The following is a 22,679-nucleotide window of genomic DNA, read 5'->3' as shown; positions in this document are numbered from 1 at the left end:
ACGACTTGCGAGCGGCACGATGCGCTCGAAACGACTGGGGCTGGTGCGTTCGCGTAACGCAAGGCTGCCTTTGTGGCGAGGTCCAGCGCTCCCATCCCGTTGTGGCACAAGCAAAGCTCGCATCACCGAGCCGAAATGCCAGACGCCCCCTCGAAAGTTTCAAATTGGCGCTTGACCTCAATCTTAGTTGAGGTTTTACAGACAGGGCTCCTACAAGAAACCGAAACGGAGCCACCCCAAAAATGCATCAGAAAATCAAGCTCGCTTTGATCTATGGCAGCGCCCGCGAAGGCCGCTTCTGCGACACCGTCGTCGATTGGGCCGCAACCGAGATCCGCGGCTACCAGCAGTTCGCCATCGACCTGATCGACCCGCGCGAGCTTGCCAATAATCGTGCCGATATCGCGCGCCGGCTGGGCGAGGCCGACGCATTCATCGTGGTGACGCCCGAATACAATCACGGCTACACCGCCGACCTCAAAGCCCTGATCGATGCTCACTGCATAGAGTGGCAGGCCAAGCCGCTGGCGTTCGTATCGTATGGCGGCATCTCGGGCGGGCTGCGGGCCATCGAACAGTTACGCCTGGTCTTTGCCGAGCTTCATGTCGTGGCTATCCGCGACACTGTGAGTTTTGCCTTCGCCTCGAGACGTTTCGACGCCACCGGTGCGCTGATCGAACCGCGAGACGCACGAAAAGCGATGTCGGTTCTACTCGCGCGCCTGCAATGGTGGGCGATCAATTTGCGCGAGGCGCGCACCAACACGCCTTTTCTTGAGGTGGCGGCATGACCATGACGCATCAGCTTGTGCGGACGACGCCCTTCCCCGACAGTCATGCCGGCCGCAATACCACGCTGCTGCTCATCAGCACGCTGACCATCATGTCGGGCGCGACAATATCGCCCTCCCTGCCGGCCATCGAAAGTCACTTCACCGGCAGCGACAATGTCGAGATCCTGACCCGGCTCGTGCTGACGCTACCCGCATTGTTCATCGTCATTTGCGCGCCCTTCGCCGGCGGGCTCGCCGACCGCTTCGGGCGCAAGCCGCTTCTGATCGCGGGCGCTGTGCTTTACGGGCTGAGCGGCATGTCGGGCCTGCTTACCGACAGTCTGGCTGGACTTCTTGTCGGGCGCGCGCTGCTCGGCGTCGCTGTCGCCGGCGTCATGACGACCGCGACCGCCCTTGTCGGCGACTATTTCTCCGGGCCGGAACGCGACCGTTTCATGGGCTACCAGTCAGCTTTTGTCGGCATTGGCGGGCTGATCTTCCTGACCGGCGGCGGCATGCTGGCCGAATTGCACTGGCGCGCGCCCTTTGCCGTCTATGGCTTGTCGCTGCTGCTGATCCCGGCCATTCTGGCTTTCATCAACGAGCCGGCGCGCAACAACCCATCGACTGTCGGCGCGTCCACGCACATGGCGGGCCGCACAGTCTGGCTTGCGGTCATTGCCGTCTACATCGCGGCCTTGTTCAACAGTGTCGCCTACTACCTGCTTCCAACGCAGCTGCCGTTCCATCTCAATACCATGGGCATGGGCTCGCCAGCCGTGGCCGGGCTGACGATCGGTCTGGGCAACATGATCGGGGCAGCAGTCGCGCTGTTTTATGCCAGCCTGCGCGCCAGGCTTGGGGTGGTTGGTGTGTTCGGCCTCGCCTTTGGCTTGATGGCCATCGGCTATGGTCTTCTGGGGCTGGCGGATACGCTGGTGACTGTTCTTGCGGCGGCAGGCGTGGTTGGGCTGGGCCTCGGCATGATGATGCCGAACATCGCCGCAGCCGCAATGGCAGCCGCAGCGCCCGAAATGCGGGGACGTATCGCCGGCGGCATGACGGCGAGTGTGTTCGCCGGCCACTTCATTTCGCCCTTCGTCAGCCAGCCGGTGATCGCCACATTCGGCTACGCCGACACGTTCCTCTATACCGGGCTCGTCGTCGGCAGCGTGGCGATCCTTGTCGGCGCCATGGCAATCGTCAATGCGCGCCGCAGCCAGGCGACCGGCTTTTGAACCGCCGATCCAGCCGGGAGGTCTTGAAGGCCCTCTCGGCTTGGTGTCCCGCAGCACATCACAATCAATTCAACTTCCACGCGCTTTGCTGCAGTGCAGCGAAACGGTTCGGCAACAATTGTCACCGATAAGGGCGGTCTGCTTGGGGATCGCTTATGCTGACTGTACTCAACTGTCTCGTCACCGAACATGACTATCGCTTCGTCGCCGCAGCGTTGACCGTTTGCGCGATAGGCTGCGTGGTGTCGATGCGATTATTTGCGCGCGCCCGCAGCGTCAGCCGCGCCAAGCACGCAGCCTTTGTCTTCATGGCCGGCGTTGCCGGCGGCATGACGATCTGGACGACGCATTTCCTGGCCATGCTGGGTTTCATTCCTAGCGTCGAACATGGTTTCGAGCCCAACTTCACGGTCCTGTCGCTCGGCCTTGCCATCGTCACGTCGATGGCCGGTTTCCTGATCGCTGCGAGCCGCGAACGCGGCTGGATGATCGAAATGGGCGGCTTCATCATCGGCACCGGCATCGCGCTCATGCATTTTACCGGCATGCGCGGCTTCGTCGTTGCCGGAACGGTTTCTTACGACCCCAGCTTTGTCGCGGTGTCCATCCTTGGCGGTGCCGCACTCGGCATGCTCGCGACCAATCGCGTGGCACGGGGAACCACGCGCCGCAGCCAATATGTCGGCATGGCCGCTCTTATCCTTGCGATCGGCATGATGCATTTCACCGCGATGGGTGCGGTGCAGATCACACCCGACCCGCGTGTGGCGGTCCCCGGCCAGCTCATGTCGGACAGCGTACTTGCGATCCTGGTCATTGCAGTCACCGTTCTTGTGGTGGTGCTCGGCGCTGTCACCCATCTCGCCGAGGAACAGGGCCAGCAGGACGCTGTCGCGCATTACAGGCATCTCGCCATGCACGACCCGCTGACCGGCCTGCCCAACCGTGCGGCGGCCCGCGACGAGCTGCCGCTACGACTGAAGCAAGCCGGCGGCATGTCGCTCGCCATCATTGCCATCGACCTCAATCGGTTCAAGGAAATCAATGACGTCTACGGCCACGCCGCAGGCGACGCCGTGTTGAGCCAGACCACCGCGCGGATGCGCGCCGCGCTGGTCGACGGCGAGTTCTTTGCCCGCATCGGCGGCGACGAATTCATCGCCGTGAAACCCTTCACCCGCGAAAACGAGGTCGAGGAATTCGCGGCCCGCATCCGCGATGCCTTTTCGCGCCCCAACGAACTCGGCAAGGCGCGCTTTTCGACCAGCGCCAGCATCGGCATCGCGGTCTACCCCAAAGATGGTGACAACGTCGACGAACTGGCGACACGCGCCGACCTCGCCATGTACCGGTCGAAGAAAGTGCCTGACGGCAGCTGGTGCTGGTTCGACGCCGATGCCGACGAGGACGGCCGCCGGCGCGGGCAGATCGCAATCGGCTTGCGCAGCGCCATCGCCGACGGTGCGTTGCGCCTGGTGTTCCAGCCGCAGATATCGATCAAGAAGCGTGAACTGCTGGGTTTCGAAGCCTTGCTGCGCTGGACAAGCAGCGCGCTTGGCGAGGTCTCCCCGTCCGAGTTCATTCCGGTGGCCGAGCAGACCGGCATCATCGTCGAGATCGGCGATTGGGTGATGATGCAGGCTTGCCATGAAGCGACGCAATGGCCGGCACCACTCAGCATCGCCGTCAACGTCTCGCCGATCCAGCTGATGCGGCCGAATTTCGCCGAGCGTCTCAAGGAGATCTTGACCGAGACCGGCTTGCCGCCCACCCGTCTCGAAATCGAGATCACCGAAACAACGCTGATCGACAATCCCGGCCAGGCGCTGCTGATCCTGCGCCGGATCAAGGCCCTGGGCGTGCGGGTCGCCATGGACGATTTCGGCACCGGCTATTCGTCGCTTTCGACGCTGTTTTCCTTCCCCTTCGACAAGATCAAGGTCGACCGCAGCTTCCTCAACGCGCTCGGCCGGCAGGCACAGGCGACCAGCGTCATCGAGACGGTGATCGAACTCGGCCACAAGCTGTCGATCCCCGTTCTGGCCGAAGGTGTCGAGACCGATTTCCAGGCAGCGTTCCTGAAGGACCGGCGCTGTGACGAAGGGCAGGGCTTCTTGTTTGGACGCCCGCTCGATTCCGGCACGGCGCGCAACCTGGCCCAGACCGGCCTGGACACGGATGAAACCGCAGCCAGGCTGATCGCCTGAACTCTACTGGAAGTCGAAGGCCGACAGCCCCGTCACCATCTCGTCGAGACCGAGCGGCCGGGTGATCGGCGGTTCGGCGCGCGACAGGCAACCTGAGCGCTCGCAAAGCCGGCAGGCCGGGCCAACTGGCGTAGCAGCCACTGTGCCCGGCTTGGCGCCGACGGCAAGTGCCGGAAGGGCCGCGCCATAGACGATCTCGTCGCGGAAGGCGATGTCGCAACCAAGCAGGATCGCCGTGCGCCGTGGCCGTTCGCTGAAGGCACCCTGAGGCCCCTCCAACGTGCGGGCGACGCACAAAAACTCGGCGCCATCGGGCATTTCGACAGCTTCGACAAAAATCTGGCCGGGCTGGGTGAAGGCGGCATGTACCGGCAGCTTGGGGCAGCCGCCACCGAAGCGGCTTTGCGGAAAGCCTTGCGCACCCGCCTTGCGGAAGCGATTGCCGGCATTGTCGACCTCGAGCATGAAGAATGGCACCGATGAGGTGCCTTGGCGTTGCAGCATGGTCAGCCGGTTGGCCGCCTGCTCGAAGGACACGCCGAAACGCGAGCGCAACACATCGACATCGTAGCGGGCGCGCTGGGCGGCTGAGAGGAATGCCTGATAAGGCATCATCAGCGCATGCGCCGCGTAACGGCCAAGCTCGAAACGGGCAAGCCGCTTCGCCTCGTCCGACGTGAGTTTCAGCGCCTGGAGTTCGGCCGCGACCGCCACCTGCATGCGGATCAGGCTCGCTTCCATCGCGACTTCGCGCAGCTGGTCGAAGGGCGACAGGCGCTCGGACAGGAAAAGACGCTGCGAATGACGGTCGTAGCGGCGGCGCCAATTGGGCATGGTGGCCACCGGCAGCACCTTGACGACAATGCCGTGCTCACGCCTGAGCCAGGCCTTCAGCGCGCCCAGCAGATCGTCGCCGGGATCGAGCAGCGTGGTGAACGCCTCCGCCTCCTCCTCCAGCGAGGTGAAATGATTGGGCCGGCGCTCGAAGACCTCGTGCACCTCATCGATTGGCAGGCGTGCACCTGACAATGCTGTCGTGTGTCCCTCGCGGGCGAGCAGCTCGGTCAGATCCGACAACCGCTCGGCCTGCTCGCGATAGGCGCGGAACAATTTGATCACCGCCGCCGCCGCGTTGGGCGCTGCCTCGGCGATCTCGATCAACTCCTGGTCGCCTGGCAATTCGCCGGCCAAAAGCGGATCGGCGAAGACTTCGCGCAACGCGGCGATTGAACCGCGCGCCTCGCCTTGAAGCTCTTCCGGCTCGACCTTGTAGACCGAGGCAAGTTTCAGGATCAGCTGAACCGTCAGCGGGCGTTGGTTGCGTTCGATGAGGTTGAGATAGGAAGGCGAAATGCCGAGCCCCTCGGCCATCGCCGTCTGGGTCAGGCCCTTCTGGTTGCGGATGCGCCGGATACGCGGTCCGGCGAAGATTTTTTGCTCGGCCATCGGCTTTTACACCATTTTTACAACGAAAGTAGGGGTTTTACCCTACCCAGCCTTTTACATTCTTTACAAATTTACAGCGAGCCTTTGTCAAACGCAACACAGGTTTTCCCTAATATCACCAGCAAATTGTTGAATTTTCTGGCTGCTTCGGCGCCGCAATGTCAAACAAGTCACATAGAAATCGCCGCAAGAAGCCAAGACGCGGTGCCGCCCCAAGACCCAAAGTGACCAGACGGAGTCGACAATGACCGATTTTTACAACCTCGTCCCTTCAGCCCCGGATGGCCGCTTCGACGGCATCGAGCGCCCCTATTCGCCGGAGGATGTGAAGCGGCTGCGCGGCTCGGTCCAGATCAAGCAGAGCCTCGCCGAGATGGGTGCCAACCGCCTGTGGAAGCTGATCCACGAGGAAGATTTCGTCAATGCGCTGGGCGCGATGTCGGGCAACCAGGCGATGCAGCAGGTTCGCGCCGGTCTCAAGGCGATCTACCTCTCAGGCTGGCAGGTCGCCGCTGACGCCAACACGGCGGGCGCCATGTATCCCGACCAGTCGCTCTATCCGGCCAACGCCGCCCCGGAGCTGGTCAAGCGCATCAACCGCACACTTCAGCGCGCCGACCAGATCGAGACCTCCGAGGGCAAGGGCCTGTCGGTCGACACCTGGTTCGCGCCGATCGTGGCTGATGCTGAAGCCGGCTTCGGCGGCCCGCTCAACGCTTTCGAGATCATGAAGGCCTTCATCGAGGCCGGTGCTGCCGGCGTCCACTTCGAAGACCAGCTCGCTTCGGAAAAGAAGTGCGGCCATCTCGGCGGCAAGGTGCTGATCCCGACGGCGGCGCATATCCGCAACCTCAACGCCGCGCGCCTCGCCGCCGACGTGATGGGCACGGCCACACTGATCGTTGCCCGTACCGACGCCGAGGCTGCAAAGCTTCTGACCTCCGACATCGACGAGCGCGACCGGCCCTTCGTCGACCATGACGCCGGCCGCACGGTGGAAGGCTTCTACCAGGTGCGCAACGGCATCGAACCCTGCATCGCGCGTGCCATCGCCTATGCGCCCTATTGCGACCTGATCTGGATGGAAACAGGCAAGCCGGATCTCGCCCAGGCCAAAAAGTTCGCCGAAGCGGTGCACAAGGCGCATCCGGGCAAGAAGCTTGCCTACAATTGCTCGCCTTCGTTCAACTGGAAGAAGAACCTCGACGACGCAACGATCGCCAAGTTCCAGCGTGAGCTGGGCGCGATGGGCTACAAGTTCCAGTTCATCACGCTGGCTGGCTTCCACCAGCTCAACTTCGGCATGTTCGAGCTGGCTCGTGGCTACAAGGAGCGCCAGATGGCGGCCTATTCGGAGCTGCAGGAAGCGGAATTCGCTGCCGAGGTCAACGGCTACACCGCGACCAAGCACCAGCGCGAGGTCGGCACCGGATACTTCGACGCTGTCTCCATGGCGATCACCGGCGGCAAGTCGTCGACCACCGCGATGCATGAATCGACCGAGCACGAACAGTTCCGCCCGGCCGCAGAATAGGCCCGGCGACAGACGATAGCTCCGGAGGCATGAGCCTCCGGACAGAGGCAACGCCCCAGTGGGGCAAGGCAACACTCCGAGGAGAACCACAATGGCACCGCGCACCCGCGTCAAGGAAAGAGCCGAAGAACAGGCGACGACCATGAGCGCTGACCAGCAGGCCGTGATCCGTATCGTCGCCAACGACCTGCACCGGCTCAACCAGTCGGTCATGAAGGCAGTCGAGGCAGGCGTGTCGGTGGAACTGGTCCGCTCGGCCCGCCACCACGGTGGCGACGGCAACTGGGGCGACCTGCTGATCCCCGTCATCGTGACCCAGCAGCCGCACGGCTGACAGTCAAAACATCCCTGCCCTGCCCCCCGGACCCCGTTCGCAGCCCCGGCTGCGGGCGGGGTTTGTCTTTGGTGATACTGCGCCTTTGCCTGCGAACAACGTGCCGAAATGCTATGGTCTAAGACTAAAGTCGTACGCCTTTTTGAGTGTATTACTTGACACAACTCGCAGTTGACGCGAACGTAAGACACCGAACGCAACCACGCATTGAACAGACGCCCCCCAGCTGTCGGCTAAGCCAATGAAACGCAATGAACTAAATTCGGGCCAAGGCCCGGATACGAATGCGCGCACTCCTGACCGCCTTGTCGCTGATCTATCGAAAGTTCTCATCGTTGGCCGCTCGCAGATCAACCGCGTCGTCGTCGCCAAGATCGTCGAGCGCGCGGGCCTCAAGACAATCTCGGAAGCGCCCGATACCGCCATGGCCATGCTGCGCAAGATGGCGCCGGGCACGATCATTCTCGATGGTGGCAGCGACAACACGGATTGCGATGCGCTGCTGCCTTCGATCTTGTCGCTCAGGCTCGCCTCGGACGCGAACCTGCCTGCTGTGATCTTGCTGTCCAACCGTCCCGGAACAGTTGAGAGCCTTTCGCTGTCGAGCGCCGTCGACGTCGTGGTGGCCAAGCCGATCACACCGGAGCGGCTGCAGCCAGTCGTCGAAAAACTCGTCGGACGAGCCTGACTTCAATCCAGGGCTTTCAACAGGCCGGACAGCTCGCCGAGATGCTGCAACTTGCGGAAACGCTCGGCCGCTGTCGGTTCGTCGACATGTTCGTAGGCCCAGGTCAGGTCGTGGGGAATGTAGACACCCCAGCTGCCGGCCTCGATCGCCGGCACCACGTCGGACTTCAGCGAATTGCCGATCATCATGCTGCGGGCCGCACCGTCCCCGTGGCGAGCGAAGATGCGCTCATAGGTCGGCCGGGACTTGTCGCTGACGATCTCGACAGCGTCGAAGAAATCGCCAAGGCCCGACTGCGCCAGCTTGCGCTCCTGGTCGAACAGGTCGCCCTTGGTGATCAGCACCAGGCGGTAGCGCCCGGCCAGCGCCTCGAGCGTGTCATGGACGTGCGGCAGCGTCTCGATCGGATGGCTCAGCATCTCGCGGCCGGCGGCGAGTATCTTTTCGATCACCGAGGCCGGCACGCGGCCCTCCGTCACTTCGATCGCTGTTTCGATCATCGACAAGGTGAAGCCCTTGATGCCGAATCCGTAGGTGCCAAGGTTGCGCTTCTCGGCATCGAGCAGCCGCGCCATCAGTTGCTCCTGCTCGCCATGTTCGGCGAGCAGTTCGGCAAAGTGTTTTTCCGTCATGCGGAAGAACTGTTCATTCTGCCACAGCGTGTCGTCGGCATCGAAGCCGATGGTGGATAGTTGGGTCGAATTGGAGGTCATTGCGATCATCTAGGTCAGAAATCGGCTCAAAACTAGCGGCTTGGACCTATCGGTTCGCCAGAATCGCCTGCCAGCCCCCCTTTTCTTCCTTCATGCGGCACGGCTATAGTCGGAAATCTGCAACCACAACCTGGTGATTGATGCCGCCTGCAAAGAAGGAAGTCCGTCCGACCACTCGGGGGGCTCGCGCCCGCACGCCCGCTTTTGTGAAAAACACACGTGGTGTTCGCAATTGGAAAGAAGCCTCCGAATGGCTGGAATGGCGCGGTATCGAAGACATAGAGTGCATCACGCCCGACCAGGCGGGCGTCGCCCGCGGCAAGATGATGCCGTCGTCCAAATTCACCTCCAACACCTCGCTGGCGCTGCCCTCGGCGGTGTTCATGATGACGATTTCGGGTGGCTACCCGGAAGACGGCAACGGCTTTGCCTATCCCGAAGATGACGGCGACCTGAAGCTGGTGCCCGATCTTTCGACACTGAGTGTCGTGCCGTGGGAAGACGATCCAACAGCGCAGGTGATCTGCGACCTCGCCCATCAGGACGGGCGCCAGGTCGAGTTCACGCCGCGCAACGTGCTCAAGCGCGTGGTCGCCGCATATGAAAAACGCGGGCTCAGGCCGGTCGTAGCACCCGAAATCGAATTCTACCTCGTTCGCAAGAACCCCGATCCCGACTATCCGTTGACGCCGCCCGTTGGCCGCTCGGGTCGCGCGATCGGCGGCGGTGCCGGATATTCCATCGCCGGCGTCAACGAATTCGACGAACTGATCGACGACATCTACCATTTCTCCGAGGCTCAAGGCCTGGAGATCGACACGCTGATCCACGAAGAAGGTGCTGGCCAGCTCGAGATCAATTTGCGCCATGGCGACCCGATCGAACTCGCCGACCAGGTGTTCCTGTTCAAGCGCACAATCCGCGAAGCGGCGCTGAAGCACGACATCTACGCCACCTTCATGGCCAAGCCGATTCAGGGCCAGCCGGGTTCGGCGATGCACATCCACCAGTCGATCATCGACAAGAAGACCGGCAAGAACATCTTCTCGGCCGAAGATGGTTCCGAAACCGAAGCCTTCTTCCACTTCATCGGCGGCATGCAGAAGCATGTGCCGAACGCGCTGGTGATGTTTGCGCCTTACGTGAACTCCTATCGCCGGCTGACCCAGGCGGCCTCCGCCCCGGTCAACAACAAGTGGGGTTACGACAACCGCACCACCGCCTTCCGCGTGCCTCGTTCCGATCCGGGCGGTCGCCGTGTCGAAAACCGCATCCCCTCGTCGGATGCCAACCCCTATCTGGCGCTGGCGGCGTCGCTTGCCTGCGGGCTGATTGGCCTCACCAACAAGCTGCAGGCGGAAGCGCCTGTTTTGACCACCGCCAATGAGGACGAGATCGACCTGCCGCGTGGCCTGCTCGAAGCAGTCGACCTGTTTGAGGGCGATGAAGAGCTGACGTCACTTTTGGGGCAGTCGTTTACGACCACCTATGCAGCGATCAAGCGGGCCGAGTTCGAGACCTTCATGGAGGTCATCAGCCCCTGGGAGCGGGAGTATCTGCTGCTGAATGTGTGAATGAGCGAGTAGGGAATAGTGAGTAGCGAATAGAGGGCATCTTCTTTTCCCTACTCCCTACTCCCTGTTCCAAATCCATCCGAACATCTCCCGGAGCCCTCTCCGCATCATGCCCTACCAATCCCCCATCTCTCCCGGCCTTTCCTGGTACGAAGACACCGCCGGGCCGCGGCCTGAATATCCGGCGCTTGATGGCGACAGGCAGGCGGATGTCGTCATCATCGGTGGTGGCTTCACCGGGCTTTCGGCGGCGGCGCATCTCGCCAAGGCGGGCGCGGACGTCGTGCTGATCGAGGCGCATCGCTTTGGCGACGGCGCGTCGGGCCGCAATGGCGGTCAACTCGGCACTGGCCAGCGCGCCTGGGCGGAAGAGCTGGAGGGCGAATACGGCTTCACCCGCGCCAAGGCACTGTTCGACCTTGCCGAGGAGGCCAAGGCGCATCTGTTCGACTTCGCTGCCACCCATGGCATCGACATCGACTATATGCCGGGGCAGATGTCGGTGGCGCACAAGCCGCGCTTTGTCGATGACTACAAGGCCCATGCCGAGATCATGGCGAGCCGTTTCAACTATCCGCACGTCAAGTTCATGGATGCGCAAGAGACCGCCGAGCGGCTGGGCTCGACGCACTATTATGGCGGCACGCGCGACACCGGCACCGGCCATATTCACCCGCTCAAGCTGGTGATCGGCACAGCCCGGGTTGCCGCCGCTTCAGGCGCCCATCTGTTCGAAAACACGCGGTCGACCGGCATCACCTCACAAGGCGGCAAGGTCCGCGTGACAACGCCGCGCGGCACGATCACCACGCAGAAATGCCTGATCGCCGTCAACGCCTATGGCGGCAATCTGGAACCGATAAGTGCGTCTCACATCATGCCGATCGGCTCATTCATCGGTGCGACCGTGCCGCTGGGTGCCGACTCCAAGGTGATCCCCGGTGGCGAGTCGGTCGACGATTCCCGCTTCGTGGTGCGCTACTTCCGCAAGTCGCCGGACGGCCGACTGCTGTTCGGCGGGCGAGAAATCTACGGCGTCAACGACCCCAAGGACATCCATATCCACATCCGCAAGCAGATCGCCGAGATCTACCCCGCGCTCAAGGATATCGAGATCACCCATGGCTGGGGCGGCTATGTCGGCATCACCATGCCGCGCAAGCCCTTCGTGCGCGAGGTGATGCCCAATGTCATCTCGGTCGGCGGCTATTCCGGCCATGGCGTGATGCTGTCCAATTTCTTCGGCAAGCTCTATGCCGAGACGGTGGCCGGCAACCGCGACAGGCTCAAGCTGATCGAGGACCTGAAGATACCGCCCTTCCCCGGCGGCCGTCGCTTCCGCGCGCCACTGCTGTTTCTTGCGCTCAACTGGTTTGCGCTGAGGGACAGGATCTAGCTGAGGCAGGCATAGTCTTTGCTTCAATGAGCGGCAGTCGCAGCCTGATGCGTGCCCCGCGCCACGGGCCGCTCAGGATTTCGATGCTACCGCCATGCAGGCGGGCGATTTCGCGGGCAAGATTGAGCCCAAGGCCAGCGCCACTGTTGCGCGGGCGCAGGCGATAGAACGGCTGGAAGACGCGTTCGTGTTCTTCGTCCGGGATGCCGGGACCTTCGTCCTGGACTTCCAGGCTTCCACTCGCATGGACTAGTATCGTGATGGTCCCCTCGCCACCGCCATGGTCGATGGCGTTGCGCACCAGATTGGTGACGGCTTGCTGGATCTGCGAGGGTTGGATGCTGACAAGGACGCTCGACGCTGCCGGCTCGAAGGAAAAATCATAGCCTGCCGACAAGGCGAGCGGCGCAAAATCGGCGGCAAGATGCCGAGCGAACTCGACAAGATCGACGACCTCGCGCGCACCGGCTGAGTGGTGGTCGAGCACCTGCCGGTCGAGCAGTTGCTGCGCCAGATGCGACAGACGTTCGATGTCTTTGAGCAGGCGCGCGCTTTCGGGTTCCTCGCGCAGCAATTCGGCGCGGGTACGTAGGATGGCGATCGGCGTGCGCAGTTCGTGCGCCGCGTCGGTGAGGAAGCGGTTGCGCTGTTCGTAGCCTTGCCCAAGACGCGACAGCGCGTTGTTGAAGGCCTGCACCAGCGGCCCGATCTCCGCCGGCACATCGGCGGTCGGCAGTTGGACTCCACGGTTGTCGATATCGATCTGCTTGGCGTGGCTGGCGGTGGCGACAAGGCCGGCGAGCGAACGGCGGACGACCGCAGGTGTGGCAACGAGGGTCGTCCCGCCCATGACGATGAAGAAGGGCGCCACGAAGGCCACGATGATCAGTGCGACGGCGGGACCGATCTTCATCCAGTCGATCTGGCCGGTCGCGTCGCGCGTGCCGTCGAGACTCAGCTGAAAAGTAACGTCGATGCCGTTCGTTTCGGTGCGAGACATAATCGTCGAGGTGAGTATCTGAACCCGACCGGCAGCGCTTGGGCGATTGGCGAGCATCGCGTCGGGCCGAACATCGTAGACAGGGAAGCGCAGGTACGCGTAGTCGAGACCCCACGGCAGTCCGATGTCTTCCTCAGCATAGGCGTCCGGTATCTTTCCCTCTCGCAGCATCTTGCCCGCCTGGTCGCGGACAATTAGCCATAGATTCGGATAGTTCTGCCGCGCCGAGCGCATGTCCTCAGTATCGAGCAAGACGAGGTTGCCGCTGGCATCCCTGGATATGGCGCCCGCAACGGCCTCCACGGCAGTTTCGTTGTCGCTGAGCAGCCGCGGCTCGAGCAGGAAGAGAATCAGCCAGATGAGACCGACAAAGGCGGACAGTGTCGCCGCCTGAAGCAGGATCAGCCTTCGCACCAGCTGCCATTGCAACGAAATGGGACGCAGCTTTTTCATGCCACGGCGCGCAGGAGATAACCGAGGTTGCGGATGGCACGGATTTCAACGCCGGCGGCGACGTCGTCGAGCTTGCGGCGCAGGCGCGAGACGTGGGAATCGAGCGCATTGGAGCCGATCTCGTCGCCCATGGCATAAACCGACTCTTCGAGCGTCGCGCGCAGGACGGTGCGGCCGGGCCTGCGGAGCAGTGCCTCCAGCGCCAGCTGCTCGCGCCGCAAAAGTTCCAGCGGCTTGTCGCCGACGGAAGCTTCGCGATGGTGGAAATCGTAGGTGAGACGGCCGATCACCGTCTGCTCGGCCTTCAACGCGATGGGGCGCCGGTGCAGCGCGCGAAGCCGCGCCATGAGCTCTTCCATGGCAAACGGCTTGACCAGATAGTCGTCGGCACCGGCATCAAGTCCGGCGACACGGTCGTTGATGCCGCTGAGCGCGGTCAGCATCAGGACCGGCGCATCGACACGCAGCGCCCGCAGCTTCGGGATCAGATCGAGCCCCTCGCCATCAGGCACGCGCCGGTCGAGCACGATCGCGTCATAGGGCCCGAACTCAGCCGCAGCTTCCGCGTCGGCAAGTGTCGCGACATGATCGACGATCACATTACGGCGCGCGAGTGCTGACTTCAGCACCGAAGCCATCTCCGGCTCGTCTTCGAGCAGCAAAATGCGCATGGGCGGTTTCTTTCAAAAGGGCCAGGGACCGATAATCGCAACGCTGGCCGGCGCGGCGTCCATACCACCGACACAGCGAAAGGTGGACTTGCTCACTCGCATTCAAGCTTTGGCTTGCGGAAATTGGTGATGTACCAACGGCCGCCTGACATGCTGGCGTAGAATGTGTAGAAGCATTCCTGCTCCTCGACATAACCTGGCGTCGTCATCTCCTCGTATCGCGTGCCGCGCCTGGTGTCCCTGATTTCGCCGCTCGTCGAACCCGGCACGACATTCGTCGATATTTTCCGCCATTGATAGGCGCGTTGGCCACGGCCCAGCTCAAGCACGGCAACCGGCGGACCGTAGTCGATGATGACCGATTCCAGCGGCTGGCCAACATAGTTCTTCATGATGTCCGACTGGCAGCCGGCGAGAAAAACCGTCGCAGCGGCGACGAAAACGCCGACAGCGCGGCTGGCATTGCTGAAGGACATGTCTGATCCCAATTCTGGACGATATGCCCGCAGCTACGCCGCCAAGATTGCACTTACATTGCAGGCCTTGGCGGGGAATCGATCCGGAGGCTTGCCGCCACGATTTCCGGGAACCTTTTCGGCCACACCGCATCCAATGGTTCGAAGCCGCCGCGCCACGCGGGGCGTTCACAGGGAGATGCTCCAATGAAAATGGTTTCCGCCGCACTCGCTCTCATGCTCGCCGGCACCTTGCCCGCGCTCGCCCAAGATGTGGCGAAGGCCCCGCCCCCAGGCGCATTCAAGGCGGTGAGCAGCCTGGTCAAGCTGCCGGACTTCTTGCCCGGCATGGGCCAGCTCTTCGTCGATCCGGCAACCCTGCCGGCTGGCCCGTTCCTCGCCTACGACCATGACGGCAAGCTGGTCAGCACCATCTATATGCTGCCGATCAAGGACCTCAATCCCAACAAGCGCTTCGACGACCTCGCCTCGCCCGGCGGCAATGTCGACCATGTCAGCGTCTACTACAATGCCGGCCATCCCGGGGTAGAGGAGCCGCATGTCCATGTCGTGCTGTGGCATGTGGCCAAGGCTGACGAGGCGCGGGTGGCGAAATGATCGCCACGCGCCGACAGATGATCGGAGCCGGCGGGGGATTTTTCCTCGCCGCGCTTTTCTCCCGGCAAGCGCACGCCGCAAGCGGTGACATCGTCGATGTCGAGATGCACGGTAAGGACGATGGCGCGCATGTCTGGTTCGACCCTGCCGGCATACATATCGAGCCGGGGCAGACTGTGCGCTGGACCAACCGCGACCCGGGCAATTCGCACACGGTGACGTCTTATCATCCTGATATCTTCGACCGGCCGCTGCGTATCCCGGCAAACGCCAAACCCTGGAATTCCGACTATCTGCTGCCGGGCCAATCCTTCTCGGTGACGCTGACGGTGCCAGGGGTGTATGACTATTACTGCGTGCCGCATGAGCACGCCGGCATGGTTGGACGCATCGTGGTCGGCACGCCGCAGCCGGTGGCGCCGAGTGCAGCGGACCCCTCGCTCACGCCGCTGCCAGATGTGGCGCTGAACGGGTTTCCGCCTGTCGATGAGATCATCGCCAAGGGCATCGTGCGCCGCGTCTGAATGGCGGCGGCAAATGGAGGCGACAGCATGCAACTGGCAATCTTGCGGCAACAGGTCGATCTCGACGGACGCCGCGACGAGGAACTGGTGGCACTCGCGCGCCAAGGCGGCGAGAACGCCATCCGCGCGCTCATCAAACGCAACAACCAGCGGCTCTTTCACGTCGCCCGCGCCATCATGCGCAACGACGCGGACGCCGAGGATGTGGTGCAGGAGGCCTATGTCAGGGCCTTCACCAGGCTCGACAGCTTCAAGGGCGATGCGAAGTTTTCGACATGGCTCACACGGATCGCGCTCAACGAGGCGCTCACCCGCATCCGCAAGAGGCGACCTGTGGCCGAGCTGGACGAACTGGATAGCGCGGCCAACGGAGGCCAGGTGATCATGTTCCCGACATCGCTGACACCACCAGGTGCGGATGCCGAGCTTGGCCGCAGGCAGGTTCGCGCTCTGCTCGAACAGGCGATCGACGAATTGCCGGCGGCCTTTCGCATCGTCTTCATCCTGCGCGACGTCGAGGAGATGAGCATCGACGAGACCGCGACACAGCTCGCGCTCAAGCCGGAGACGGTGAAGACGCGGCTGCACCGCGCCCGCAAATTGATGCGGGCGACAATCGAAAAGCGCCTGTCGAGCGGCTTTGCCGAATTGTTCCCGTTCAACGGCGCGCGCTGCGAACGCATGGCCGATCAAGTGGTCGAGCGGCTGCGCGGGCAGTAGTGCCCTTTCACATCTTCCTGACGATGACGCTGCCGGCGGAATAGCCGGCGCCAAAGGAACAGATCACACCCAGGCTGCCCGAAGGCAGGTCGTCGGAGAATTTCGAAAACGCGATGATCGAGCCGGCCGACGAGGTGTTGGCATAGTCCTGCAGCACGTTGGGCTGTTCGTCGCGCGTCGCTTCGCGTCCCAGGACCCGGGAGCCGATCAGGTCGTTCATGGCCTTGTTGGCCTGATGCAGCCACAGCCGCGACAGGCCCGCCGGCTCGATGCCCTGATCGGACAGATGACCAAGCATCAGTTCGGCGACCATCGGCACCACCTGCTTGAAGACCTTGCGGCCTTCCTGGTGGAACTGCATGTCGCGGCGGTCGGCCATGTGGCCTTCACGCGTGCGGCGAAGGAAGCCGTTATTGTTGCGGATGTTGTTGGAGAACTCGGTCAGGCAGCGTGTCGACACGACCTCATAGAGGTTTTCCGCCTTGGCCTCGTCGGCGCGCTGCAGCACGACCGCCGTGCAGACATCGCCGAAAATGAAGTGGCAGTCGCGGTCGCGCCATTCCTGGTGGCCGGAGGTGATCTCGGGATTGACCATCAGGATCGCGCGGGCCGAGCCGGTGCGGATCATGTCAGTGGCAAGCTGGATGCCGAAAGTCGCCGAGGAGCAGGCGACGTTCATGTCGAAGGCAAAACCCTTGATGCCGAGCGCCTGCTGCACCTCGATGGCGATCGCCGGATAGGCGCGTTCATGGTTGGAGGCAGCGCAGATGACGGCATCGATATTGGCAGCGGTCAGCCCCGCCTTCTTCATCGCCTTGTCGGCGGCGTTGACCGCGATCTCGGCCATCAGCGACAGCTCGTCCTCGGCGCGCTCGGGCAGAACCGGATGCATGATGCCCGGATCGAGGATGCCGAACTTGGAGATCACGTGACGGCGCTCGATGCCGGACGCCTTGACGATGAACTCTTCCGACGACATCGCCATCGGCTCGCGCTCGCCGGCCTCGATGGCGTCGGCGTGAAGCTTGTTCTGGCGATGGGCATATTCATTGTAGGAGGCCACCAACTCGGCGTTGGTGATGACTTCCTCCGGCGTGAAGATGCCGGTCCCGCTGATCGCGACCCTGTGCATGGCGTTTCCTGCTGGTTTTGAGCCATTGGAATAGGGTTCCGGCATCGCCGGTCAAGCGTAAACGCCACGATTCAGGATCGAAACGGCGGTTACCTCGGGGAATAATCGCCTAAATACAGCGCCCGCCGTCGACTTCCATCGCCACGCCGGTGATCAACGAAGCCTCGTCGGAGACGAGGAACAGAGCTGCGTTGGCAATGTCGAGCGGCGTCGAGAAACGGCCGAGCGGGATCGACGCCCGGAACTTTTCGCGAATTTCCGGCGTGTCCTTGCCCATGAATTTTTCCAGCATGCCGGTTTCGCCGGCCACTGGGCAGAGACAATTGACACGGATGTTCTTCGGCGCCAGTTCAACCGCCATCGACTTGGTGGCGGTGATCGCCCAGCCTTTTGAGGCATTGTACCAGGTCAGGCCTGGACGCGGGCGCAGGCCCGCGGTCGATGCCGTGGTCAGGATCGAACCGCCGCCCTGGCGCTCCATGATCGGCACGACCGCACGCGCCGCATGATAGATCGCCTTCATGTTGACGGCAGTGATGAGATCGAAGACGTCTTCCTCGACATCAAGCAGGTCGCCGTTGCGGTGGGTGTAGCCGGCATTGTTGACCATGATGTCGATGCGGCCGAAAGCACTCTTGGCGGCATAGACAAGTTCGTCGAACTCGGATCGCAACGAGACATCGGTGGTGACGGCAATCGCGTCCTTGCCGATCTCGGCGACAACGCGCTCGGCCTCCCTGGCATTCAGGTCGGCGACGACAACCTTGGCGCCCTCCTCGGCAAAGCGCTTGGCCATGCCCTCGCCAAAACCGGCCGCAGCCCCTGTTATGATCGCAACCTTGTCCTTGAGACGCATGATCTTTCCGCCTTGTCGATTTCTTCCTGATCGATCTAGCCGCCGCCACAGTTGACCGCAATGCTCGCCACGAGGCAGAGCAGCCGATGTATCGGGCCAGCGGCTTCTTCTTGGATTTCCAAACGCCGAAGCCTTATGTTGGGCTGGCGTGATCGCCGTGTCGGAAACGAAACTGTGACACCAAAGCACTGGCATTTTTAAATCGATTAGCATATATCGGGCGGCGACATCACGGCCGTCTTGGAAACGGATAGAACATGACCAGCCAGATCATCCCAGTCGATCCCTTCGACTTCATCATTTTCGGGGGCACCGGCGATCTGTCGGAACGCAAGTTGCTGCCGGCGCTCTATCATCGCCAGCGCGACCACCAGTTTTCCGAGCCGACGCGCATCATCGGCGCGTCGCGCACCAAGATGGACGACAAGGAATTCCGCGCCTTCGCCAAGAAGGCGATCTCGGATCACGTCAAGCCGGAATATATCGAAGAAGCCGAGCTCAAGACCTTTCTCGACCGGCTGAGCTACATCACCGTCGACGCCAAGTCGGGCGACGGCTTCGCGGAATTGAAGCAATCGATCGGCGACAGCAAGCGCATCCGCGTCTTTTATCTCGCCGTCGCGCCCAGCCTGTTCGGCGACATCTCCGACAATCTCAAGGCGCACAAGCTCGTCACCCCGGATTCGCGCATCGTCGTCGAAAAGCCGATCGGCCGCGACCTCGATTCGGCCAAGGCGCTGAACGACACGATCGGCGACGATTTCGGCGAGCACCAGATCTTCCGCATCGACCACTATCTCGGCAAGGAGACGGTGCAGAACCTGATGGCACTGCGCTTTGCCAATGCGCTTTACGAGCCATTGTGGAACTCGGCCAATATCGACCACGTCCAGATCACCGTCGCCGAAACCGTCGGCCTCGAGGACCGCGTCACCTATTACGACAAGGCTGGTGCGCTGCGCGACATGGTGCAGAACCACATGCTGCAGCTGCTTTGCCTCGTCGCCATGGAGGCACCCGCCTCGATGGAGGCGAATGCGGTGCGCGACGAAAAGCTGAAGGTCTTGAACGCGCTGAAGCGCATCAACGGCAACGAAGCGCCCAAGCATACAGTGCGCGGCCAATATCGCGCCGGTGCTTCCGCCGGCGGCCCGGTCAAGGGGTACATCGAAGAACTCGGTGCCGAGAGCACCACCGAGACCTTCGTTGCCATCAAGGCCGAGATCGCCAACTGGCGCTGGGCCGGCGTGCCGTTTTACCTGCGCACCGGCAAGCGCCTGGCCTCGCGCGTCTCGGAAATCGTCATCGAGTTCCGTCCCATCCCGCATTCGATCTTCGACGAAAGCGCTGGGCCGATCTTCAACAACCAGCTGGTCATCCGCCTGCAGCCCGACGAGGGCGTCAAGCAGTTCATCATGATCAAGGATCCAGGTCCGGGCGGCATGCGCCTGCGCCAGATCCCGCTCGACATGAGCTTCGCCCAGTCCTTCGACGGACGCGCGCCGGATGCCTATGAGCGGCTGATCATGGATGTCGTGCGCGGCAACCAGACGCTGTTCATGCGTCGCGACGAGGTCGAGGCGGCATGGAAGTGGATCGACCCGATCCACCACGCCTGGGAAGCCAGCCGCCAGGAAGCCCAAGGTTATACCGCCGGCACCTGGGGACCGTCGGCGTCGATCGCGCTGATCGAACGCGACGGCCGCACCTGGCACGAGAGCAATTGAGCACCATGGCCCTGCCCCGCTGGAACGAGTTTGCAACTGGCGATGAACTGGCGGCAGCGCTTGCCGCCAAGGTCGCCGACGCGCTGCGGGCAGCGATCGCATTGCGAGGTGAGGCGTTCCTCGCCGTATCAGGCGGCACTACGCCTGGTCGTTTCATGGCGGCACTGTCGCGGGAAGAGCTCGACTGGAGCAAGGTCATCTTGACGCTTGTCGACGAGCGGTTCGTGCCCGAGAGTTCTCCGCGCTCCAACGCATCGCTGGCCAAGGCGAACCTGCTTCAAAACAATGCAAGCGCGGCACGTTTCGCACCGCTCTATCATGAGGCAGGCACCGTCGAAGAGGCAGCGGTACTTGCCGATGCGGAATTCCGCGCCCTGCCCTGGCCGCTCGATGCCGCAATCCTGGGCATGGGCGGCGACGGACACACGGCGTCGTTCTTCCCCGACGCGCAAGGCCTCGGAGCCCTGCTCGATCCGGCTTCCGCGCGCATCGTCATGCCGGTGCATGCCGAAAGCGCCGGCGAACCGCGTCTGACCTTGACGCTTGCAGCGCTGGTCAATGCGGGGCTGTTGGCCGTGCACATCGAAGGCGCTGAAAAGCGCGCCGTGCTTGAAGCGGCAATGGCGGCGGAAAAGGCGCTTCCGATCCGCACCGTGCTCGACCGGGCGCCGCGCGCCGCCGAGATCTACTGGGCGCCGTGAGCGGACGTCCATTGCCCGAAGCATCCTCCCAGGCTTCGGGCGCCGAGTTGAAAGGACTAGGGCCATGACCGCCAGGAACGACATCCAAGCCATCACCGAGCGCATCCGCGAACGCTCGAAGGTCAGCCGCGAGATCTATCTCGGCCGCCTCGCCGAGGCAGCGGGCAAGACGGCCAACCGGGGCGTGCTGTCCTGCGGCAACCTCGCGCATGGCTTTGCCGTGTGCAGCCCCTCGGAAAAAGTGGCGCTCGGCGGCGACAAGGTCGCCAATATCGGCATCATCACCTCCTACAACGACATGCTGTCGGCGCATCAGCCGTTCGAAACCTTCCCGCAGCTGATCAAGGACGCAGCGCGCGAAGCCGGCGGCATCGCCCAGGTGGCGGGCGGCGTTCCGGCGATGTGCGACGGCGTCACGCAAGGGCAGCCGGGCATGGAGCTGTCGCTGTTTTCGCGCGACGTGATCGCCATGGCGGCCGCCGTCGGGCTCAGCCACAACATGTTCGATGCGGCGGTCTATCTGGGTGTCTGCGACAAGATCGTGCCGGGGCTGGTGATCGCGGCACTCACATTTGGCCATCTGCCGGCGATCTTCGTTCCAGCCGGGCCGATGACGACAGGCCTGCCGAATGACGAAAAAGCCAGGATCAGGCAGCTTTATGCCGAGGGCAAGGTCGGCCGCGCAGAGCTGCTCGAAGCGGAGTCGAAGTCCTATCACGGCCCGGGCACCTGCACCTTCTACGGCACGGCGAACTCCAACCAGATGCTGATGGAGATCATGGGCCTGCACACGCCGGGCGCTTCCTTCGTCAATCCGGGCACGCCGCTGCGCGAGGCGCTGACGCGCGAAGCCGCCAAGCGCGCGCTGGCGATCACCGCACTCGGCAATGAATACATTCCCGCCGGGCGCATGATCGACGAGCGCTCGGTGGTCAACGGCGTCGTTGGCCTGCACGCCACCGGCGGGTCGACCAACCACACAATCCACCTGATCGCCATGGCGGCCGCCGCCGGCATCCGGCTGACCTGGCAGGACATTTCCGACCTGTCCGACGCTGTGCCGCTGCTGGCGCGGGTCTATCCGAACGGCCTTGCCGACGTGAACCACTTCCAGGCGGCGGGCGGCATGGGCTTTTTGATCCGCGAACTGCTCGACGTCGGCCTGTTGCATGAAGACGTGCAGACAGTATGGGGCGAAGGGCTGCGCCCCTATGCGGTCGAAGCCAAGCTCGGCGCCGACGGCTCGGTTGTGCGCGAGCCAGCACCCAAGCTAAGCGGCGACGAAAAAGTGCTGGCGCCGGCATCCAAGGCGTTCCAACCGCACGGCGGGCTCAAGGTGCTGGGTGGCAATCTCGGCCATGCCATCATCAAGACCTCGGCGGTGAAGCCCGAGCGGCGCATCATCGAAGCACCGGCCTTGGTGTTCGACAGCCAGCAGGGTCTCAACGACGCCTTCAAGGCTGGGCTGCTCGACCGCGATTTCGTTGCCATCATCCGCTTCCAGGGGCCCAAGGCCAATGGCATGCCGGAACTGCACAAGCTGACCACCGTTCTCGGCATCCTGCAGGACCGCGGCCACAAGGTGGCACTGGTCACCGACGGGCGCATGTCGGGCGCGTCGGGCAAGGTTCCGGCAGCGATCCACGTCACGCCGGAAGCACTCGAAGGCGGGCCGATCGGCCGTGTCCATGACGGCGACATCGTCCGGCTCGACGCCGAGGAAGGCACGCTCGAAGTGCTGGTGCCTGCCGGCGACCTGGCGCTGCGCCCTGCCCCGGTCTGCGACCTCTCCGGCAACGAATACGGCTTTGGCCGCGAGCTGTTTGCCGGCTTCCGCCAGATGGCCGGCCGCGCCGACCACGGCGCGAGCGTGTTCGGGACGGCCTGACCAGCTTGAAAGTAAGGCAATATTGCCTTAC

General features: G+C 63.0%; 21 protein-coding genes. 14 read left to right on the top strand and 7 right to left on the bottom strand.

The window, feature by feature from the left end; all coding sequences use genetic code 11:
* Window positions 1–242: 242 nt before the first annotated feature.
* The 3 genes from AC1RTB_RS19435 to AC1RTB_RS19425 all read left to right on the top strand — a co-directional run bounded on the left by AC1RTB_RS19435 (window position 243) and on the right by AC1RTB_RS19425 (window position 4,218).
* Window positions 243–791 (top strand): NADPH-dependent FMN reductase, encoded by a 549-nt coding sequence (locus AC1RTB_RS19435; RefSeq protein WP_492880707.1) that lies wholly within the window; start codon window positions 243–245, stop codon window positions 789–791.
* A complete protein-coding gene (locus AC1RTB_RS19430; RefSeq protein WP_492880706.1) occupies window positions 788–2,011 on the top strand; it encodes an MFS transporter in 1,224 nt (407 codons plus the stop codon). Before AC1RTB_RS19435 ends, AC1RTB_RS19430 begins: the two co-directional genes overlap by 4 nt.
* Window positions 2,012–2,166: 155 nt before the next feature.
* On the top strand, window positions 2,167–4,218 hold the full coding sequence (locus tag AC1RTB_RS19425) for a putative bifunctional diguanylate cyclase/phosphodiesterase (protein WP_492880705.1): 2,052 nt from the start codon (window positions 2,167–2,169) through the stop codon (window positions 4,216–4,218).
* Between the two features lie 3 nt (window positions 4,219–4,221).
* On the opposite strand, the gene AC1RTB_RS19420 is transcribed toward AC1RTB_RS19425, so the two are convergent.
* Window positions 4,222–5,664: a helix-turn-helix domain-containing protein gene (locus tag AC1RTB_RS19420; RefSeq protein ID WP_492880704.1), complete on the bottom strand. Its 1,443-nt coding sequence runs from the start codon at window positions 5,662–5,664 to the stop codon at window positions 4,222–4,224.
* A 244-nt stretch (window positions 5,665–5,908) separates the two neighbouring features.
* On the opposite strand from AC1RTB_RS19420, the gene aceA reads away from it, so the two are divergent.
* The 3 genes from aceA to AC1RTB_RS19405 all read left to right on the top strand — a co-directional run bounded on the left by aceA (window position 5,909) and on the right by AC1RTB_RS19405 (window position 8,220).
* Entirely contained in the window at window positions 5,909–7,198 is a 1,290-nt protein-coding gene (gene aceA / locus AC1RTB_RS19415; protein WP_492880703.1) for an isocitrate lyase, read from the top strand.
* A 91-nt stretch (window positions 7,199–7,289) separates the two neighbouring features.
* Entirely contained in the window at window positions 7,290–7,532 is a 243-nt protein-coding gene (locus tag AC1RTB_RS19410) for an SMc00767 family acetate metabolism repressor (protein WP_067965227.1), read from the top strand.
* 241 nt (window positions 7,533–7,773) lie between these two features.
* Window positions 7,774–8,220 carry an ANTAR domain-containing protein gene (locus AC1RTB_RS19405; protein ID WP_492880702.1) on the top strand — a complete coding sequence of 149 codons (447 nt, stop codon included), beginning with the start codon at window positions 7,774–7,776 and terminating at the stop codon, window positions 8,218–8,220.
* Between the two features lie 2 nt (window positions 8,221–8,222).
* Here AC1RTB_RS19405 and AC1RTB_RS19400 read toward each other — a convergent pair whose 3' ends face one another.
* Window positions 8,223–8,933 carry an HAD family hydrolase gene (locus AC1RTB_RS19400; protein ID WP_492880701.1) on the bottom strand — a complete coding sequence of 237 codons (711 nt, stop codon included), beginning with the start codon at window positions 8,931–8,933 and terminating at the stop codon, window positions 8,223–8,225.
* Window positions 8,934–9,073: 140 nt separating this feature from the next.
* Between AC1RTB_RS19400 and AC1RTB_RS19395 the strand changes: the two genes are divergently transcribed.
* Both AC1RTB_RS19395 and AC1RTB_RS19390 read left to right on the top strand, forming a co-directional pair.
* Entirely contained in the window at window positions 9,074–10,507 is a 1,434-nt protein-coding gene (locus AC1RTB_RS19395; RefSeq protein WP_492880700.1) for a glutamine synthetase family protein, read from the top strand.
* A 109-nt stretch (window positions 10,508–10,616) separates the two neighbouring features.
* Window positions 10,617–11,903: an NAD(P)/FAD-dependent oxidoreductase gene (locus AC1RTB_RS19390; RefSeq protein WP_492880699.1), complete on the top strand. Its 1,287-nt coding sequence runs from the start codon at window positions 10,617–10,619 to the stop codon at window positions 11,901–11,903.
* Here AC1RTB_RS19390 and AC1RTB_RS19385 read toward each other — a convergent pair.
* The 3 genes from AC1RTB_RS19385 to AC1RTB_RS19375 form a co-directional block, all read right to left on the bottom strand.
* On the bottom strand, window positions 11,872–13,356 hold the full coding sequence (locus tag AC1RTB_RS19385) for a sensor histidine kinase (protein ID WP_492880698.1): 1,485 nt from the start codon (window positions 13,354–13,356) through the stop codon (window positions 11,872–11,874). The two genes, AC1RTB_RS19390 and AC1RTB_RS19385, sit on opposite strands and share 32 nt — an antisense overlap.
* Complete coding sequence (locus tag AC1RTB_RS19380) at window positions 13,353–14,027, bottom strand: response regulator transcription factor (protein ID WP_492880697.1); 675 nt, start codon at window positions 14,025–14,027, stop codon at window positions 13,353–13,355. Before AC1RTB_RS19380 ends, AC1RTB_RS19385 begins: the two co-directional genes overlap by 4 nt.
* A 92-nt stretch (window positions 14,028–14,119) precedes the next feature.
* Entirely contained in the window at window positions 14,120–14,503 is a 384-nt protein-coding gene (locus AC1RTB_RS19375; RefSeq protein ID WP_492880696.1) for a hypothetical protein, read from the bottom strand.
* Between the two features lie 186 nt (window positions 14,504–14,689).
* Here AC1RTB_RS19375 and AC1RTB_RS19370 point away from each other — a divergent pair, with 186 nt between their 5' ends.
* The 3 genes from AC1RTB_RS19370 to AC1RTB_RS19360 are packed head-to-tail and all read left to right on the top strand — an operon-like array spanning window position 14,690 to window position 16,344.
* Entirely contained in the window at window positions 14,690–15,100 is a 411-nt protein-coding gene (locus tag AC1RTB_RS19370) for a DUF5602 domain-containing protein (RefSeq protein WP_492880695.1), read from the top strand.
* The gene (locus tag AC1RTB_RS19365) at window positions 15,097–15,624 is read left to right on the top strand and encodes a plastocyanin/azurin family copper-binding protein (protein ID WP_492880694.1); all 528 of its coding nucleotides are present in this window, start codon (window positions 15,097–15,099) and stop codon (window positions 15,622–15,624) included. Before AC1RTB_RS19370 ends, AC1RTB_RS19365 begins: the two co-directional genes overlap by 4 nt.
* A 27-nt stretch (window positions 15,625–15,651) precedes the next feature.
* Window positions 15,652–16,344: an RNA polymerase sigma factor gene (locus AC1RTB_RS19360; protein ID WP_492880693.1), complete on the top strand. Its 693-nt coding sequence runs from the start codon at window positions 15,652–15,654 to the stop codon at window positions 16,342–16,344.
* A 7-nt stretch (window positions 16,345–16,351) separates the two neighbouring features.
* Here the strand turns inward: AC1RTB_RS19360 and AC1RTB_RS19355 are convergent, their stop codons facing one another.
* Window positions 16,352–17,476, bottom strand: coding sequence for a beta-ketoacyl-ACP synthase III (locus tag AC1RTB_RS19355; protein WP_492880692.1), 1,125 nt, complete (start codon window positions 17,474–17,476; stop codon window positions 16,352–16,354).
* A 109-nt stretch (window positions 17,477–17,585) separates the two neighbouring features.
* Window positions 17,586–18,332 carry an SDR family oxidoreductase gene (locus AC1RTB_RS19350; RefSeq protein ID WP_492880691.1) on the bottom strand — a complete coding sequence of 249 codons (747 nt, stop codon included), beginning with the start codon at window positions 18,330–18,332 and terminating at the stop codon, window positions 17,586–17,588.
* 257 nt (window positions 18,333–18,589) lie between these two features.
* Between AC1RTB_RS19350 and zwf the strand changes: the two genes are divergently transcribed.
* The 3 genes from zwf to edd all read left to right on the top strand — a co-directional run bounded on the left by zwf (window position 18,590) and on the right by edd (window position 22,648).
* The gene (zwf, locus tag AC1RTB_RS19345) at window positions 18,590–20,059 is read left to right on the top strand and encodes a glucose-6-phosphate dehydrogenase (protein WP_492880690.1); all 1,470 of its coding nucleotides are present in this window, start codon (window positions 18,590–18,592) and stop codon (window positions 20,057–20,059) included.
* Window positions 20,060–20,064: 5 nt separating this feature from the next.
* Window positions 20,065–20,760: a 6-phosphogluconolactonase gene (gene pgl, locus AC1RTB_RS19340; protein ID WP_492880948.1), complete on the top strand. Its 696-nt coding sequence runs from the start codon at window positions 20,065–20,067 to the stop codon at window positions 20,758–20,760.
* A gap of 64 nt (window positions 20,761–20,824) precedes the next feature.
* Window positions 20,825–22,648, top strand: a complete 1,824-nt coding sequence (gene edd, locus AC1RTB_RS19335) for a phosphogluconate dehydratase (protein ID WP_492880689.1) — start codon at window positions 20,825–20,827, stop codon at window positions 22,646–22,648.
* Window positions 22,649–22,679 lie beyond the last annotated feature (31 nt).

Source organism: Aminobacter sp. GW821-FHT11F06 (genome assembly GCF_058808215.1).
The sequence above is the reverse complement of the archived record's forward strand: the minus strand, read 5'-3'. Positions and strand labels throughout refer to the sequence as shown.